Genomic DNA, 16442 nt, shown 5'->3' with positions numbered 1-16442 from the left:
AGTAGATGATATTTATTAATAGTTATCTTTAAGTATATAAATTCACATTATTTAACTATGATAGCTTTTAATATTATAACATATAAAATAATTAATTTGGTATTGTATTTAATTCTTTACAATAAAAGTGTTACATATAATAAAGTATAACATTACATGGAAGTGATAATTATTAAAAATAAAAATAAAACTAAATCTAAGCTATTATTAATTATATTCGTAATAATGATAAATTTTACTGTTTTCATATATATTTTTGATAAAACTGTGATGCCAACAGTTATGGTAGTAGCGGATGCAGAAATGAGATCAAAAGCTACAGAGATTGTTAATAGAGCAATTATTAATGAATATTCCAAACAATTTAACTATGACGAGATTATAAGGGTGGATAAAGATTCGCAGGGGAATATTGTGATGCTAAAGGCAGATACTTTAAAAATGAATAAAATAGCAAGTGATGTGGCTTTAGAGTCTCAAAAACAATTGAAGGAATTAGGTGTGGTAGGTATAAAGCTTCCAGTAGGTTATGTAACAAGAAATAATATTCTATCTTATTATGGACCTAATATAACCGTAAAAATGCAGCCTATAGGATATGTCGAAACTAAATATTCTTCCGAATTTGAAAGTGCAGGTATTAATCAAACACGGCATAAAATATATGTTAAAGTAAAAACTACTATTAGGGTAATTATTCCATTAAGGAGCAACAATATTGAAGTAGTTCACGAAATACCAATTGCTGAAACTATTATAGTGGGAAAAATACCCAGTACTGCAATTCAGTTAGATTTAAAGGGTACAGGGTTTAATTCAGGTAACGATTAAAATAAAAATAAAGTACGCGAATAGCGTACTTTATTTTTATTTTTCTTCCCAATTAAATACATAGGGAATATTTCTATAATAGTCTCCGTAATTTAAACCATATCCAACTACAAAAAGATCTGGAATTTCAAAACAACAATAATCAGGGGTTATATTAATTTTTCGTCGTAGAGGTTTATTTAAAAGAACACAAGATTTAACTGAAGCAGCTCCTAAAGAACGTACCCGTGACATAACACAATCCATAGTTATTCCAGTATCGACGATATCATCCACCACTAACACATCAAAACCCTCTATGTTATCAGGAATATCATTTACAACGTTTATTGATCCGCAAGATTCCTCACCATTACCATAACTTGAAGTTGTCATAAAGCCAATTTTTGTAGGCACGGTGATTTGACGTACAAGGTCCGCAGTATATATAAAACTACCTCTTAATAATGATAAAACATATAATTTTTTACCATGATAATCTTTTGAAAGCTCTGCACCAAGTTGCTGGATTCGCTCATCAATTTGCTCTTTAGATATAAGAATATTTATTTTTTTATCATCCAATGTTAATCCCACCCTCTATATATATTTACAATATTGCTTTAATGGTATAAAATTATATGATAGTTGTCAAGTATAAGAATAGGAAAAAATATTTAAATATTACTAGAATGGAGTGATTTAAGATGATATATGGAAATATTGATGGAGTTAAGAACTCAATTTTAAACAAATTAGAAGCTGCTTCTGAGATAAGACTTTCTAAAGATTGTATCTTATCTGAAGAGTTAGTAGATATATTAGTCCAGGTAACGAAAGCTTTAGATAGAGAAGTCAGTGCAGCAATTGATAGAAAGGGAAACATAATAAGCCTTGCTATTGGTGACAGTAGTACAGTGGAACTTCCTATAATTGATATAAAAGAAAGTAGATTATCTGGGGTCAAAATAATACATACTCACCCAAATGGTAATTCTAGATTATCAGCACTAGATATGTCTGCACTTTTAAAATTAAAGTTAGATTGTATTGTGGCTATTGGAATAAAAGATAAAGAGATCTTAAAATATAACGTAGGTTTTTGTGGAATAGAAAATAATATTTTAATAGAAGAGGAAATAGGACCTCTAAATATAAACGAAATAATGGAATATGATATAGCGGATAAAATTAAACATACGGAAAAATTGATGAAAACACATGAAATTCTTGAAGATGATGCAGAAAGAGCTGTTTTAGTAGGAATTGAAAGTGAAGAGGATTTAATAGAACTTAGAGAACTTGCAAAGGCTTGTAATGTGGAAACTGTAGATGCAATACTTCAAAAGAAGCACAAAATAGACCCAGCTTTATACATAGGCAGCGGTAAAGCAGAAGAAATCGGCATTATAAGGCAAGCGCTAAGAGCAAATTTAGTTATTTTTGATGATGAATTATCAGGTTCACAAGTTAGAAATTTGGAAGAGGTACTTGGTTGTAAAGTAATAGATAGAACAACACTAATACTAGAGATATTTGCGAGAAGAGCTAAGACTAGGGAGGCAAAAATTCAAGTTGAACTTGCACAATTAAAATATAGATTGCCACGTTTAACTGGGTTTTCAACAATGTTATCACGAACTGGTGCGGGAATTGGAACAAAGGGTCCTGGAGAGAAAAAATTAGAAATTGACAAAAGACGAATAAGAGATGGTATTTTTGAATTAAATAAAGAACTGGAAAAAATAAGAAACATTAGAGGGGTTCAAAGGGAAAAAAGAAGTAGGGAAAGTATTTCAAAAGTTTCTTTAGTAGGGTATACTAATTCTGGAAAATCCACACTTAGAAACACATTATGTGAGTTGGCAGCACTTAAAAGTGTTGTACAAAAGGATAAAGTGTTTGAAGCAGATATGCTTTTTGCAACCTTAGACGTAACAACAAGAGCATTATTATTACCTGATAATAGAGTGGCAGCAGTAACAGATACAGTAGGATTTATAAGGAAACTTCCCCATGACTTAGTGGAAGCTTTTAAATCAACACTTGAAGAAGTGGTACATTCAGATTTGTTAATGCATGTAGTAGATGTATCTTCTAGTAATGCTGAGCTACAGATAGAGGCTGTACATGAAGTTTTAACAGAATTAAATGCATTTGATAAGCCAATGATACTTCTTTTAAATAAAATTGATAAGGCCTCACAAGAGAATATTTTAATGATTAAAGAAAAATATAAAAATATTAAATCTATTGAAATATCAGCTAAATTTGGGACTAACCTAGAGGAGTTATTATTAGAAGCTTGCAAAGACCTTCCATATACGCTTAAGAGTTTTAAGGTGCTAATCCCTTATACCGATCAAGCAATGGTGGCTTATTTACATAGGGGATCAAAGGTGGAATCGGAAGAATATAATGAAGAGGGAACAGTTATGTCAGTCCAAGGAGACTCGGAAGTTTACAATAAGTGTGAAAAATATATTTTAGTGTAGCTTGAACTGCTATTAATAATTAAAAAATAATCATATGTGTAATAAAAGACACTAAATGATTATATAATTATATAAGATGTTCAGTAAATCTATAGTACTTATCTTAGGATTTAGGAGTAGATATGAAAGAGGAAAAACCAAATTCAGGTAATGGCAACAAAGTAGATAAAAAATCAGCACAAGATGATGTGAATAATTACAGTGAAAAAAGAATCCTAGATATTATTTATGAGCAATTAAAGAACCTCCCGCTAGGTTCTTCTGTAAATGAGACAATATCTGGCGCTGCTGGAGTAACTGGTTCCACTGATGATTGTAGTATTAATTCATTGGCAGATAAAGTTTTAAATATGAATATTTTAAGATTTGAATTAGATAGATTACAACTAGATTTTAGAGAAAGGGCATATTTTGAAAATGATGTGAGACCATTAATAGACACTTTAACTGTTCTATCATTTGCATCTAATAATTTTTCGAACACTGCAAGTAATATTGCAAGTACGAATTTTGGCCATACATCAAACATAAAACAGGCGCTAGATTTAACGGATAGTATTGATGATATAGCCGGAGATTTAATTAAAGTATTAAAATGTAAAATCGATAACTTGATTAAACTAGCAAAGTGTGATTGCAAATAGTAACATAATAATAAAGAGAACAGGTTTATTTTAACTTGATTCTCTTTATTTTATAATCTAAAGAATTATGGTATAATCGTGGATAAAGAAATAAAAATCTGGGGGGGATTGAAATGACTAAAACTATTTTACAATATCAAAAAGCCTTTAATAGTGTAGTAGATAGGATAAAAATTGATGAGTCCGTTCTATCGGTGATGGTTTTTGGAAGTATGGTAACAGGTGACTTATGGGAAGAATCAGATATTGATCTTTTCGTAATTGTTAAGCAAAAAACTGATGAAATTAGGAATATACATACTGAAGAAAAAGGTGTTCCTGTACATATTAAACTTATGGGTAAGGAGGAATTCATACAAATTTATTCTGATAATTTAAAAGGCGGATATATGCATAGAATTTTCTCATCTTCAAAGTTAGTATTTTCAAAAGATATGGATATAACAGTAAGGTATGACGGTGGTAGATTTTTCCCAGATGTTGATCGTGAACGATGGGGGATGTATTTTTTAGGCAAACTCTTAAAAGATATGGGAGTGTGTAAAAAATATTTATCCAGCAATGGTATATATACTGCCTATAGTACTGCTATAAGATGTATTGAAAAGTATTCAAGACTATATATTAATTCAGCAGGATATATGATTAGTAAGGATGTTATGGCAATGGCTTTAAACTTAAATGATGAGTTTAAACAATGTGTTGATAAATTGTTTTTTGAAAAATCAAATATAGAAGAGACAATTCAGGAAACAATGACATTTTTAGAGCAAAGCATAAACATAAATTTAAAAAGTAATTGTAACTTGCTTTTAAACTATATGAGAGAAAAAGATAAATTTTTAAGTTCCGAAGAAATTATGGCTGAAGACTTATTTGTGGATTTTGATATAGATATGGAAGAACTTCTTAGCAAACTCTGGGAAAGACATATTATTAAAAAGGAAACTAGAGATTTCAAGATGGACAATGATAAAATCTTGTTTAAACAAAATGTTTATTTTATATAATATTTTTCAGATAAACAGGGGGCAATATGCAAAAGTATGAACTTGAATTTAACCCGGAATTTTCTAAATACATAGAAATATCAAAGCATATAAAAAAGATGATTGATGAGAATAACGTGGAGGATGGTGAAAAATTACCGTCCATTAGGAAATTAGCAAAAATGCTCATGGTTAATGAGGTTACCATAGTAAACGCTTATAAAAAGCTTGAAGCAGAAGGGTATGCATATCAAAAGATGGGCAGTGGAACTTACGCAAAAAAAAGAGAAACTAATTTAAGGTTTAGAAAAGAATATTCGAATACATTAAAAAAAATATCTGGAGAACAACTTGAAAAATATGTAGATTTTACTGGCGAAATCACCAGCAGTGAATTTTTTCCTGTAACAGTATTTAAAGATGTATTAAATGAAGTGTTAGATAGAGATGGTGCACAGGCGTTTGCCTACAAGGAATCTCTAGGATACGAGGGACTAAGAAATAGTATAAGTAAATTTTTTTGGGATGGTAAGGTAAGTAATGAAGATATATTAATAATTTCAGGTGCACAGCAAGGCATTGATATAGTGTCAAAATCTATAATAAATGTTCATGATAATGTAATTGTAGAAAAGCCCACTTATAGCGGTGCTCTAACGGTTTTTAAGTGGAGAAGGGCTAATATATTTGAAGTTGATATCCTTGAGGATGGTATAGATTTACATGGGTTTGAAGAAATACTAAAAAAGAATAGGATAAAATGTTTTTATGCCATGAGCTATTTTCAAAATCCTACAGGAGCAACTTATAGCCTTGCAAAAAAACTTAAAATATTAGATCTTGCAGAGCAATATAACTTTTATATTGTTGAAGATGACTATTTATCTGAATTAATATATGATGACAAGGAATATAAGAGTTTTAAGAGTTTAGATGTAAATGATAGAGTTATTTATATAAAAAGTTTTTCAAAACTATTTCTTCCAGGAATAAGACTAGGATATATGATATCACCAGAGATACACAAGGAGCAAATTCAGAATTCAAAAATCAACTCCGATATATCAACTTCAAGTCTTATGCAGAGAGCTCTAGATTTGTATATAAATAAGGATCTTTGGAGAGAGCACATGAACTATCTTAATGTGGCCTATAAAAATAAATATGAATTTATGCTGAATTGCATTGAAGTGTATTTCCGTAATATAGTTACTTATTATACTCCTGAAGGAGGGATTTATTTTTACTTTAAAATTGCTGATAATTTGAAGATGAATTCCATGGAACTATTTTATAGCTGCAAAAACAGGAATGTTTTAATTACTCCAGGGGTATTATTTTATAAAAAGGCGGAAGAGGGTAATAATTATTTTAGGCTCAGTTTTTCAGAAATAAGTAAACCTAAAATAGAAGAAGGCATTAAAATTGTCTCAGAGATATTACGTGGAAATCAAAAAAAAGTTACAAGGTAGGGTGAGAGACTTTTGAAAAAGGGATTGATTAACATTGACTGGCAGTGTATTAGTAACTATTCTGAGGGTGAAATATCTTATTTTTTGTTTTTAGAAGGTAAAAGTATGGAATCTATATGTAAAATAAGAAATTTGGATAATTCTATTGTGCAAAAACACATAATTGATGGTAAGATAAAATATAGATTTTTAGCTAAGAGTAATGACCCTTCAGAACTTTTTATGAGTATTGCTAAAGCTGGGAAAGAAGATAAAATTTATTTCTTGAATTCACTCCTAGAGGATAATAAGAATAAACTAGTGGAGTTAATAAAAACTAGTTATACCGATATGATGCCAAAAGACAAAGAAGCGGCAGTTTGGATTTTAGGTGAATTAAAAGAAATATCTTGTATAGATATTTTAATTAAAGCATCTGTTTATAAATTCATAAATGTACGAAGGATGGCAGTTTCAGCCATGGGGAAAATTGGAGACATTAGAGCTGAAGGTGCACTGCTTAGAGCTCTTGGGGATGAGAATCCACAAGTGATAAGTTATGCGATAAAATCTTTAGGTAAAATAAAAAGTGAAAAAGCTATTATAAAAATAAAGTATATTCATGATAACACTGATAAAAAATACATAATTGATGCTGCAGAGAAGTTTTTATTATTAATGGATGAGCTATAGGGCTATATAGAAATTTGAGTGGAACATTTAGTGATAGATTGGAGAATTAGAATGAGTTATTTTACAATAAAAGATGAAGCAACTGCTGAATTTAAAGAGAAAAAATCTGTTTTTATTGGGCATGGTAAAAGAGTTGAAAATGAAGATGAAGCTAAGGAGTTTGTGCAAGAAGTTAAAAACAAACACAAACAAGCGAGGCATAATGTTTATGCTTATATAATTGGTGAAAATAGAAATATACAAAGATATAGTGATGATGGGGAACCACAAGGTACAGGGGGTATTCCTATGTTAGAAGTTTTAAAAAAGAATGATATTACAGATGTAGCAGTAGTAGTTACAAGGTATTTTGGAGGGATTCTTCTTGGAACTGGGGGTCTGGCAAGAGCATATTCTAAAGGCACATCTCTAGCTATAAAAGAGGCTGGAATAGTGGAAAAGGTTAAAGGTGTTTGTATAAAAATCGTTATCCAGTATGATTTACTTGGCAAAATGCAACACGTATGCGCGGAAAATAATACTCATATAGAACACATAGATTATACTGATACAGTGAAAATCAAAATATACTGTGAGTTTAGTAATTTAGATGAATTAAAATCTAAAATAACTGGAATCAGCTCGGGAAAAGCAATTTTTGAAGAAGACGAAGCTAAAATGTATTTTAAATTAGAACACAGATTGTACCAGTAGTAGAGGGATTTAGTGTCTTTAAGAAAAGTTATAAATACTTTATTTTCTATTTGAAAAGTGCCTTATTCGATGATATAATGGGAATGTAATGTACTTATAACTAATTCATGAAGTATTGCTATATATTAGGCTCGGTTAGGAATATTTAAAACATCAAATAGTAAGCTAGGAGGAATTTTAAATGTCGGGACACTCAAAATGGAAGAACATACAAGCTAGAAAGGGTAAAATTGATTCTAAAAGAGGTAAAATATTTACAAAAATAGGTAAAGAATTAATAATGGCAGCTAAAGGCGGAGCTAGCTTGGAGCTTAATGCTAAACTTAGAGATGTAGTTGCAAAAGCTAAATATAGTAATATGCCTGCAGATACAATAACTAGGGCAATAAAAAAAGGTTCTGGGGAACTTAATGACATAAACTACGAAGAAATAGTTTATGAAGGTTATGCCGCAGAAGGTGTTGCTGTAGTAGTTAACACATTAACAGATAAAAAAAATAGAAGTGTAGCAACTGTAAGACATGCTTTCGATAGGCACGGTGGAAATATGGGGGCAAACGGATGTGTACACTGGATGTTTGCTAAAAAAGGACAAATCATCATAGAGAGAACAGCAGATATGGACGAAGATGAAATTATGATGTTAGCTCTAGAAGCAGGTGCAGAAGATTTTAACGCAGAGGAAGAAATGTTTGAAATCATTACAACTGTAGAAAACTTTGGAGCAGTAAGAGAAACGTTAGAAACAGCGGGTTTTGAATTCGTTTCTTCAGCGATTACAATGATACCAGATAATATGACACCTGTTAGCATGGAAGGTGCAGCTAAAGTGCAAGCACTTATAGATATGCTTGAAGATGATGACGATGTGCAAGATGTGTATCATAATGCAGAATTCCCAGAGGAATTTGAGGGATAAAGGATGTCAACGGTTTCACAGTTTTTAGGAAATGAGAATTGTAATGATATACGTGGTTTCACTGATTCTTGATTATAAATAGCACTTTCAAATGTATGTGAGAATTATATACATTTGGAGGTGCTTTTGTTGAAATTAAACGATATTATTATAAATGTTATAATAAAACTGAAATAGTTGAAAAATTATATATTTAAAAAGGTTATTATTTAAAAAAATAGAATATTAAAAGTATAGGAAAATACAGATTAGAGGAGCATACAAATGGAAAAACTAACATTACAGAAATTGGAGAATGTATTATGGTCAGCCGCAGATATATTAAGAGGCGAATTAGACGCAAGTCAATACAAAGACTACATATTCGGACTACTATTTTTAAAAAGATTAAATGATGAATTTGAGGAAGAAAGAGAAGATAGAAAAAAAGAATTTATAGAGCAAGGGATGGAAGTTGAAGAGGTCAATATTATTATTGAGGACCCATCAGTCTATGAGACATTTTTTGTGCCAGAACAGGCGAGATGGGAAAAATTAAAGAATCTAAATTTAAATATAGGACCAGAACTTGATAAGGCATTTAAATCTCTTGAGGATGAACCTAAAAATTCAGAACTTATAGGGGTACTTACTACAGCTAATTATAATGATAAAGAACGTGTGCCTGATAAGAAACTTTCGCAGCTATTATTGCTGTTAGACGATATTTGCTTGGCTGATAGCAATCTAGTAAGCCAAGATATTTTGGGTGATGCTTATCAATATCTAATAAAAACATTTGCAGATGAAGGCGGAAAAAAGGGTGGAGAATTTTACACTCCTACCCAAATAGTAAATATTATGGTAAATGTGCTAAAACCACAAGAAGGAGATAGAGTCTACGACCCAACATCAGGATCTGGTGGTATGCTGATTCAATCAATAAAATACATAAAAGAACATAATGGAAATACTAAAAATATATCCCTATTCGGACAAGAAATAAACCTTTCAACGTGGGCCATCTGTAAAATGAATATGTTATTTCATAATGCTACAGGAGCAGATATTAAGAAGGGCGATACAATCAGAACACCAATGCATACTGAAGGTGGGGCTTTAAAGACATTTGATAAGGTTTTAGCTAATCCACCATTTAGTTTGAGTAATTGGGGTTTAGAGGAAGCAAATGCTGACCAATACCATAGATTTCCTTATGGAATACCACCGAAATCCTATGGAGACTTAGCATTTGTATCTCATATGGTAGCAAGTTTAAATTCTAAAGGTAAAATGGCAAGTGTTGTACCTCATGGAGTTTTGTTTAGAAGTGGAGCTGAAGGAAAGATAAGAGAAGGATTTTTAAAAGATGATTTAATTGAAGCGGTTATTGGTTTACCTTCTAATATATTTTATGGAACAAGTATTCCGGCAGCAATTTTAGTAATTAATAAGAATAAGCCCATTGATAGAAAAGAGACAGTTTTATTTATAGATAGTAGTCAAGGGTTTGTTAAGGATGGTAATAAGAATAGATTAAGAGACGAAGATATAGATAAAATAGTTAAGGTTTTTGATGAATATACAGATGTAGAAAAGTATGCCAATGTAGTAAGTATTTCTACTATTAAAGAAAATGAGTATAACCTCAATATAAGCAGATATGTAGATAGAAGTGAAGCGGAAGTTGAAATTGATATTGAAGCTGTGATTGAAGAGATAAAAGAATTAAAAGAGAAAAGTGATGAAACTGAAAAAAGGCTTAATGAGTATTTAGTTGAATTGGGCTTTGAAGGGATATAGGTAGGTGATGAATATGAGAGAAGGATATAAGATAACAGAATTGGGTGAGATACCTGTTGAGTGGGAAATAAATAGTTTGCAGGATATTTCTTGGAAAATCGGTGATGGGTTACATGGTACACCTAAATACAGTGAAAGTGGTGATTACTATTTTATAAATGGCAATAACTTGTCTAATGGAAATATTATATTTTCAAATGAAACGAAAAAAGTAGATATGGAACAGTTTTTAAAATATAAAAAAGAACTAACAAATAGTACCGTATTCATATCTTTAAATGGAACGATAGGTAATTTAGCATACTATAATTCCGAAAAAATTGTATTGGGAAAGAGTTGTGGATACGCTAAATTGAAGAGTATAGTAAACAAAAATTATATTTTTCATACATTAAATAATAAAAAAGTTCAGCAATATTTTTATAAGGAATTAACTGGATCAACTATTAAAAATCTTTCATTGGAAACATTAAGAAAAACACCTATTGCTATTCCTCCTATTTATGAACAACAAAAAATAGCAGATATTCTTTCAACAGTTGACAGTCGAATTGAACAAACAGTAAGTTTAATAGAAAAGACAAAAAAGCTTAAAAAAGGACTTATGCTGAGTCTTCTTACAAAAGGAATTGGTCATACAGAGTTTAAGGAAACTGAAGTAGGGGTAATTCCTATGAAGTGGGAAGTGAAGCAGTTAAAGGATTTATCAAATATAAAAAGAGGAGCTTCGCCACGGCCAATAAAGGATACAAAATGGTTTAGTCAAGATAAAAATGTTGGATGGATTAGGATTTCTGATGTATCCAGAACCAAAAAATATTTATCAGAAACACAACAGTATTTGTCAAACGATGGTATTGAAAAAAGTAGATTAGTTAAAAAGGATGACTTGATTATGAGTATATGTGCAACAGTCGGTAAACCAATTATTCTTAAAATGGAGGCATGTATACACGATGGATTTGTTCATTTTTCTGAATTAAATAATGAAAGACTAAATGTAGAATTTTTGTATTATTTTTTAGTTAATCATGAAGATAGTTTTAAAAGGAAAGGTCAAACTGGGACACAAGCTAATATAAATACTAGTATTGTTGGGTTAACAGAGATACCACTACCAAACATATCTGAACAAAAACGTATAGCTGTGATTTTAGCTTCTGTAGATGAAAAGATAGACGAATACGAATTAAAAAAAGAAAAAATTCAACAACTAAAACAAGGACTTATGCAGAAACTTTTAACCGGAAAGATAAGGACGATTTAACGATTGAAAGTTAGGGTAAACCAATAGATGGGGTTTTTATAAGTCATAGTAGTAAGAATAGTAAATATGCAAAATGTTTGATTAAGCTATTGTTCAATATTGGGTAAGAAGAAATAAAATATTTTGGTCTTCGGCTCCCAGGTATAAAATATAATTGGGAGAAAATTTTATGGATTAGATTAAAGAAAAATTAAATAATGAATTTAAAATAAGAAAAATAGAGTTTGATGGATCTCAAATAGAAACTATGATGTGGAAAAGTATTATTTAGTATGGGGGTGAGATAGATGGGCAATTTGGGGAATGAAGAAACATTAGTAGAAGAACCTGCTGTAAAATATATTATTGAAAAATTAAACTATAAATTTGTTCATGGTAAGGAACTTACTTCAGACTTAGGAGAAAGAGATTCTTTGACTGAAGTTATTTTGAATAAACGTCTTGAAAAGTCATTAAAAAGACTTAATCCGTGGATAGATGACCTTAATATTAATAAGGCAGTTCGGTTCTTGACAAGACCAGAGAATTTAGGGGCGTCATTATTAGAAGTAAATGAAAAGATTTATGACGCATTAGTTAGTCTTGAGTTTACAGTTGATCAAGACATTTATGGAAATGGGAAGAAAAAGCCACAGACGGTGAAATTTATTGATTGGGATAATGCTTATAACAATGATTTTCTAGTAACAAGGCAGTTTCAAATTAAAACACTAACAGGAAGATCTGTATTTCCGGATATAATAATATTTGTTAATGGTATTCCTGTAGTGGTATTAGAATGTAAATCTCCTTTTTTAGAGAAAAAAGCTAATGAGAAAGTTGGAAAGAAAGAAGCATATGAGCAACTTCGTAGGTATATGAATGAAAGAGATCCTAATATTGTTGAGGGAACTCCAAGACTATTCTATACAAATTTTTTCACTGGGATATCTAATAAATATCATGCTTATCTCGGCACAATAAGCTCAAAATACAATCATTATTTAGAATGGAAAGATCCGTATCCATTTAAAAAACAGGATATTGAGGACATCGAAAATAATGGACAAAACTTATTTTTACAGGGAATATTAGAGAAGAATAATTTATTAGATATTATGAGGAATTTTATACTTTATGAAGTTGAAGATTCTATTACTATAAAGAAGATTTGCCGTTATCAGCAATTTAGAGCTGTTAATAAAAGTTTATATAGAATAACAAGTGGTAAGGATGAATTGAGCCGTGGGGGCGTTATTTTCCATACTCAAGGTAGTGGTAAAAGCCTTACCATGGTAATGTTAGCTAGAAAGATAAGAAGAATATCAGAATTAGCAGACGCTACAATAGTTGTTGTTACAGATAGAATAGATTTGGACAAACAAATATATCAAACCTTTTTGAGGACCCTTTCAAAAATAACAACACCTATAAGAGCCGAAAGTGTTGTTCAAATGAAAGATCTTCTTTCAAAGGCACAACCACAGATAATAATGACTACAATACAAAAATTTGCAGGGGAACTTGAAGATAAAGAAGTTTTTGAGGACGATAAACAAGAAACAGCTCTTTACTTTGAGAAGGAATTTCCGGTGCTTACATTGAAGACAAATGTAATTGTTTTGGCTGATGAAGCCCACCGCTCACAGTACAAGGGAACTGCTAAAAATATGAGAGACGCTTTACCAAATGCTGTTTTCATTGGATTTACAGGTACGCCAATAGACAAAGAAGATAAGTCTACTAAAAGAACCTTTGGCAGTTACATAGACAAATATGGTATTAAAGAATCTGTAAATGACGGTGCAACTGTTAAAATTGTGTATGAGGGTAGAAAACCAGAACTTCAGATTAAAGGGGATAATTTAGAAGAATTATTTGATGAGGCATTTGAAGGTAGGAGTGAGGATGAACGAGAAGCAATCAAGAAAAGGTATGCAAGTAAAAGATTAATTATAGAATCAACTGAACGTATAGAGGATATTGCAAAGGATATACTACAACATTATAAGGAACAGATATACCCTAATGGGTTTAAGGCACAAGTAGTTTGTATTAGTAGAGAAGCTTGTGTAAAGTATTATAATGCCTTAACTAAATACATGAAAGATTATTTTGATGAACCGTTAGAAGCAAAAGTTATTTTTTCAGGTTCTCTAAATGAACCAACACATTTAAAAAAGCATTTCACTACTAAATTGCAGCAAGAAGAGATTATAAAAAAATTCAAACAACCTATTAGTGAGAAAAATAAGTTGTGTTTTATTATAGTAAAATCAATGCTTTTAACTGGTTTTGACGCTCCAATTGAGCAGGTAATGTATTTGGATATTCCATTAAAAGAACATAATTTATTACAGGCTATTGCAAGGGTAAATCGAACTAATGTAAGGGAAATACAACATGAAGATGTGAATGGAATTATTATAACCTCCACCATTGTAAAGCAGTGTGGATATGTGGTTGACTATTTTGGGATTTCTAACTTTTTACAAGAGGCACTAGAGATTTTTGATAAGGAAGATTTAGGACAACCTTTTGAATCTATGGATGAATTATACAAACAAATGCTTTCATTAAGAGAGAATGCCATGAATATGTTTAAAGGTAAGGATAAAAGCAATTTGGATGAAATTGTAAAGGTTATAGAACCGGAAGATAAAAGGGCAGAATTTGAAATGAGTTTTAAAAGATTCAGTGGCGTAGTTGAGGCTTTATTACCAAGTCATGTTTCGATAGATATTATTAATGATGTGAAATGGTTATCTTATATTAAGGCGGGAGCTAAAGCAAGGTTTACACCAGAGTCTGAATTTGATATTTCTGATTGCGGAGAAAAAGTTCGTAAGATAGTTGAGGAACATTTGGTGTCTTTAGGGGTTCAGTCTTGGATACAGCCCATTACATTATTTGATAAAGATTTTGAAAAGAAGGTTAATAGTTTAAACTCGGATGAGGCAGTTGCTTCAGCTATGGAACATGCTGTTAAGAATACTATCCATGTGAAAATTGATGATAATCCTGTTTATTATACAAGCTTATTGGAAAAACTACAGAAAATACTTGATGAAACTAAAAATAACTGGATTGAAAGAAAGAAGCAGTTAGAGAGTTTTATAAAGAATGATGTGCAGCAAGGAGAGATGAACCAAGCACAAGCTTTAGGTTTAAATAAAAAAGAGTATGCATTTTTTGAGATTGTAAAGAAATATCTTTTAGAAGGTGGAGAAAAAGTTGAAAAGGGTATTGTAGCTGAAGAAGAAGTTAATTATATCAGTTCTGATATTATAGAATTGTCTAAATCTATTGCGATGGATATAGATTATATAGTAAAAGACAATTACGTTAATGAATGGAGTATTAATTCTACAAAAACTGGAGACATAGAGAGAGCAATATTTCTAACTTTGACCAAAAAATATTTTAAACTAATTAAAATGGACACTAGAAAGCAGATGGTTCAACCATTGTTAAATTTAGCTAAAAAACATTATGCAGTTATAGACGTAGAATAAGAGGCGGTACGACAATGAAATTAGGATTTCAGTATGGAACAAAATATGTAGAATTTGAAGTAGAATACAAAAACAGAAAAACTCTCCAAATAAGTGTAGAGCCACCAGATAAAATTACTGTTGTGGCTCCTTTAGAAACTCCAGAAGATATTATTATAAGGAAAGTTAAGAGTAAAGCAAAGTGGATTATAGAACAATTATATTCATTTAAAAATATGAATTATCAAAAAAATTATAGGGAATATGTCAATGGCGAGAGCTTCATGTATCTAGGTAGAAATTATTCTTTGCAAATTGTAGTTGATGAAAAAGTTAAGAAGCCACAAGTGAAACTTTACCATAGCAAGTTCTATGTTACGGTACCGAGTAAGAATAGTGAAATTATTGAAAAGGCTATGGAGCATTGGTATCGCATGAAAACTAAAGAAAAAGTAGAAGAAAGAATTAAGTACTATCAACCATTTTTCAATAAGAAACCTATAGCTATTAAGATTAAGGAACAACGGAAGCGGTGGGGAAGCTGCACTTCTAAAAATGTGCTACTCTTTAATTGGCGGTGTTCTATGGCAAGGTCTAATGTGTTAGATTATATAGTAGTCCATGAGATGTGCCATATGTATCATAAGAACCATTCAAAAGAATTTTGGGAACTTTTATATTCCGTTATGCCTGATTATGAAAATAGGAAAGAGTGGTTAAAGAATTATGGAGTTAAAATGGATTTGTAAGGTTATTAGATAAGAGATGGTTTTATTATGCAGGCTGTCGAGTCAATAGTAAAAGGGGAAATAAATTATGAAGAAAGATAGAGTTATAATTAAAAAGTATAAGGTTATAGTTGGTAGTGATGAATTTGAATGTGAGTTTTATAATATACATCCTACATGTGTTGAATTTTGGGGATGTGGAGATGAAAATTACACTAAAATTATTCCTACAAATGTAGTATTTTTTATATATCCGACGAAAAATTAATTGATAAAATTAAAGGAGAAATTAGGCTATGGAAGAAAGCATACTTGAAAATATAATAAACTATTTAAAGGAACAATATAACTGTCATTCAATAATATTGTATGGCTCCTTTGCTAATGATACTTATACAGATGAAAGCGATATAGATATTATATGTTTTTGTGATAAGGTGCTTTAAAAAAATGATACTACTACAATTAATGGAAGTCAACTTGATGCATGGATTTATG

The 16442-nt window shown here is 30.7% G+C and carries 15 protein-coding genes; 14 read left to right on the top strand and 1 reads right to left on the bottom strand.

Annotation, left to right across the window (positions count from 1 at the left end; all coding sequences use genetic code 11):
- Positions 1–165: 165 nt before the first annotated feature.
- On the top strand, positions 166–831 hold the full coding sequence (gene yunB / locus ACREWB_RS14245) for a sporulation protein YunB (RefSeq protein ID WP_431548367.1): 666 nt from the start codon (positions 166–168) through the stop codon (positions 829–831).
- 36 nt (positions 832–867) lie between these two features.
- On the opposite strand, the gene hpt is transcribed toward yunB, so the two are convergent.
- Complete coding sequence (gene hpt / locus ACREWB_RS14240; RefSeq protein WP_431548108.1) at positions 868–1395, bottom strand: hypoxanthine phosphoribosyltransferase; 528 nt, start codon at positions 1393–1395, stop codon at positions 868–870.
- A 122-nt stretch (positions 1396–1517) separates the two neighbouring features.
- On the opposite strand from hpt, the gene hflX reads away from it, so the two are divergent.
- The 13 genes from hflX to ACREWB_RS14175 all read left to right on the top strand — a co-directional run bounded on the left by hflX (position 1518) and on the right by ACREWB_RS14175 (position 16390).
- Complete coding sequence (hflX, locus tag ACREWB_RS14235) at positions 1518–3305, top strand: GTPase HflX (RefSeq protein ID WP_431548107.1); 1788 nt, start codon at positions 1518–1520, stop codon at positions 3303–3305.
- Positions 3306–3427: 122 nt separating this feature from the next.
- A complete protein-coding gene (locus ACREWB_RS14230; protein ID WP_431548106.1) occupies positions 3428–3949 on the top strand; it encodes a hypothetical protein in 522 nt (173 codons plus the stop codon).
- A gap of 113 nt (positions 3950–4062) precedes the next feature.
- Positions 4063–4959: a nucleotidyltransferase domain-containing protein gene (locus ACREWB_RS14225; protein ID WP_431548105.1), complete on the top strand. Its 897-nt coding sequence runs from the start codon at positions 4063–4065 to the stop codon at positions 4957–4959.
- A gap of 26 nt (positions 4960–4985) precedes the next feature.
- Positions 4986–6410: a MocR-like pyridoxine biosynthesis transcription factor PdxR gene (gene pdxR / locus ACREWB_RS14220; protein ID WP_431548104.1), complete on the top strand. Its 1425-nt coding sequence runs from the start codon at positions 4986–4988 to the stop codon at positions 6408–6410.
- 12 nt (positions 6411–6422) lie between these two features.
- On the top strand, positions 6423–7082 hold the full coding sequence (locus ACREWB_RS14215) for a HEAT repeat domain-containing protein (RefSeq protein ID WP_431548103.1): 660 nt from the start codon (positions 6423–6425) through the stop codon (positions 7080–7082).
- Positions 7083–7133: 51 nt separating this feature from the next.
- Positions 7134–7775 carry a YigZ family protein gene (locus ACREWB_RS14210; RefSeq protein WP_431548102.1) on the top strand — a complete coding sequence of 214 codons (642 nt, stop codon included), beginning with the start codon at positions 7134–7136 and terminating at the stop codon, positions 7773–7775.
- A gap of 181 nt (positions 7776–7956) precedes the next feature.
- Positions 7957–8694: a YebC/PmpR family DNA-binding transcriptional regulator gene (locus ACREWB_RS14205; RefSeq protein WP_431548101.1), complete on the top strand. Its 738-nt coding sequence runs from the start codon at positions 7957–7959 to the stop codon at positions 8692–8694.
- A 264-nt stretch (positions 8695–8958) separates the two neighbouring features.
- The gene (locus tag ACREWB_RS14200; RefSeq protein ID WP_431548100.1) at positions 8959–10476 is read left to right on the top strand and encodes a type I restriction-modification system subunit M; all 1518 of its coding nucleotides are present in this window, start codon (positions 8959–8961) and stop codon (positions 10474–10476) included.
- A gap of 13 nt (positions 10477–10489) precedes the next feature.
- Positions 10490–11743 carry a restriction endonuclease subunit S gene (locus ACREWB_RS14195; protein ID WP_431548099.1) on the top strand — a complete coding sequence of 418 codons (1254 nt, stop codon included), beginning with the start codon at positions 10490–10492 and terminating at the stop codon, positions 11741–11743.
- A gap of 287 nt (positions 11744–12030) precedes the next feature.
- The gene (locus tag ACREWB_RS14190; protein WP_431548098.1) at positions 12031–15237 is read left to right on the top strand and encodes a type I restriction endonuclease subunit R; all 3207 of its coding nucleotides are present in this window, start codon (positions 12031–12033) and stop codon (positions 15235–15237) included.
- 14 nt (positions 15238–15251) lie between these two features.
- Positions 15252–15965 (top strand): M48 family metallopeptidase, encoded by a 714-nt coding sequence (locus ACREWB_RS14185; RefSeq protein ID WP_431548097.1) that lies wholly within the window; start codon positions 15252–15254, stop codon positions 15963–15965.
- Positions 15966–16032: 67 nt separating this feature from the next.
- A complete protein-coding gene (locus tag ACREWB_RS14180; RefSeq protein WP_431548096.1) occupies positions 16033–16212 on the top strand; it encodes a hypothetical protein in 180 nt (59 codons plus the stop codon).
- Positions 16213–16240: 28 nt separating this feature from the next.
- Positions 16241–16390: a nucleotidyltransferase family protein gene (locus ACREWB_RS14175; RefSeq protein WP_431548095.1), complete on the top strand. Its 150-nt coding sequence runs from the start codon at positions 16241–16243 to the stop codon at positions 16388–16390.
- Positions 16391–16442 lie beyond the last annotated feature (52 nt).

It is taken from the genome of Clostridium sp., assembly GCF_050717635.1.
GTDB lineage: Bacteria > Bacillota > Clostridia > Clostridiales > Clostridiaceae > Clostridium_AD.
The sequence above is the reverse complement of the archived record's forward strand: the minus strand, read 5'-3'. Positions and strand labels throughout refer to the sequence as shown.

Excerpts from the sequence above, each read along its gene's own strand:
- hflX (WP_431548107.1), top strand. The coding sequence starts at position 1,518 with ATGATATATGGAAATATTGATGGAGTTAAGAACTCAATTTTAAACAAA.
- ACREWB_RS14175 (WP_431548095.1), top strand. The coding sequence starts at position 16,241 with ATGGAAGAAAGCATACTTGAAAATATAATAAACTATTTAAAGGAACAA.
- ACREWB_RS14185 (WP_431548097.1), top strand. The coding sequence starts at position 15,252 with ATGAAATTAGGATTTCAGTATGGAACAAAATATGTAGAATTTGAAGTA.
- ACREWB_RS14190 (WP_431548098.1), top strand. The coding sequence starts at position 12,031 with ATGGGCAATTTGGGGAATGAAGAAACATTAGTAGAAGAACCTGCTGTA.
- ACREWB_RS14210 (WP_431548102.1), top strand. The coding sequence starts at position 7,134 with ATGAGTTATTTTACAATAAAAGATGAAGCAACTGCTGAATTTAAAGAG.
- pdxR (WP_431548104.1), top strand. The coding sequence starts at position 4,986 with ATGCAAAAGTATGAACTTGAATTTAACCCGGAATTTTCTAAATACATA.
- ACREWB_RS14230 (WP_431548106.1), top strand. The coding sequence starts at position 3,428 with ATGAAAGAGGAAAAACCAAATTCAGGTAATGGCAACAAAGTAGATAAA.
- ACREWB_RS14180 (WP_431548096.1), top strand. The coding sequence starts at position 16,033 with ATGAAGAAAGATAGAGTTATAATTAAAAAGTATAAGGTTATAGTTGGT.
- ACREWB_RS14200 (WP_431548100.1), top strand. The coding sequence starts at position 8,959 with ATGGAAAAACTAACATTACAGAAATTGGAGAATGTATTATGGTCAGCC.
- ACREWB_RS14195 (WP_431548099.1), top strand. The coding sequence starts at position 10,490 with ATGAGAGAAGGATATAAGATAACAGAATTGGGTGAGATACCTGTTGAG.
- ACREWB_RS14205 (WP_431548101.1), top strand. The coding sequence starts at position 7,957 with ATGTCGGGACACTCAAAATGGAAGAACATACAAGCTAGAAAGGGTAAA.
- ACREWB_RS14225 (WP_431548105.1), top strand. The coding sequence starts at position 4,063 with ATGACTAAAACTATTTTACAATATCAAAAAGCCTTTAATAGTGTAGTA.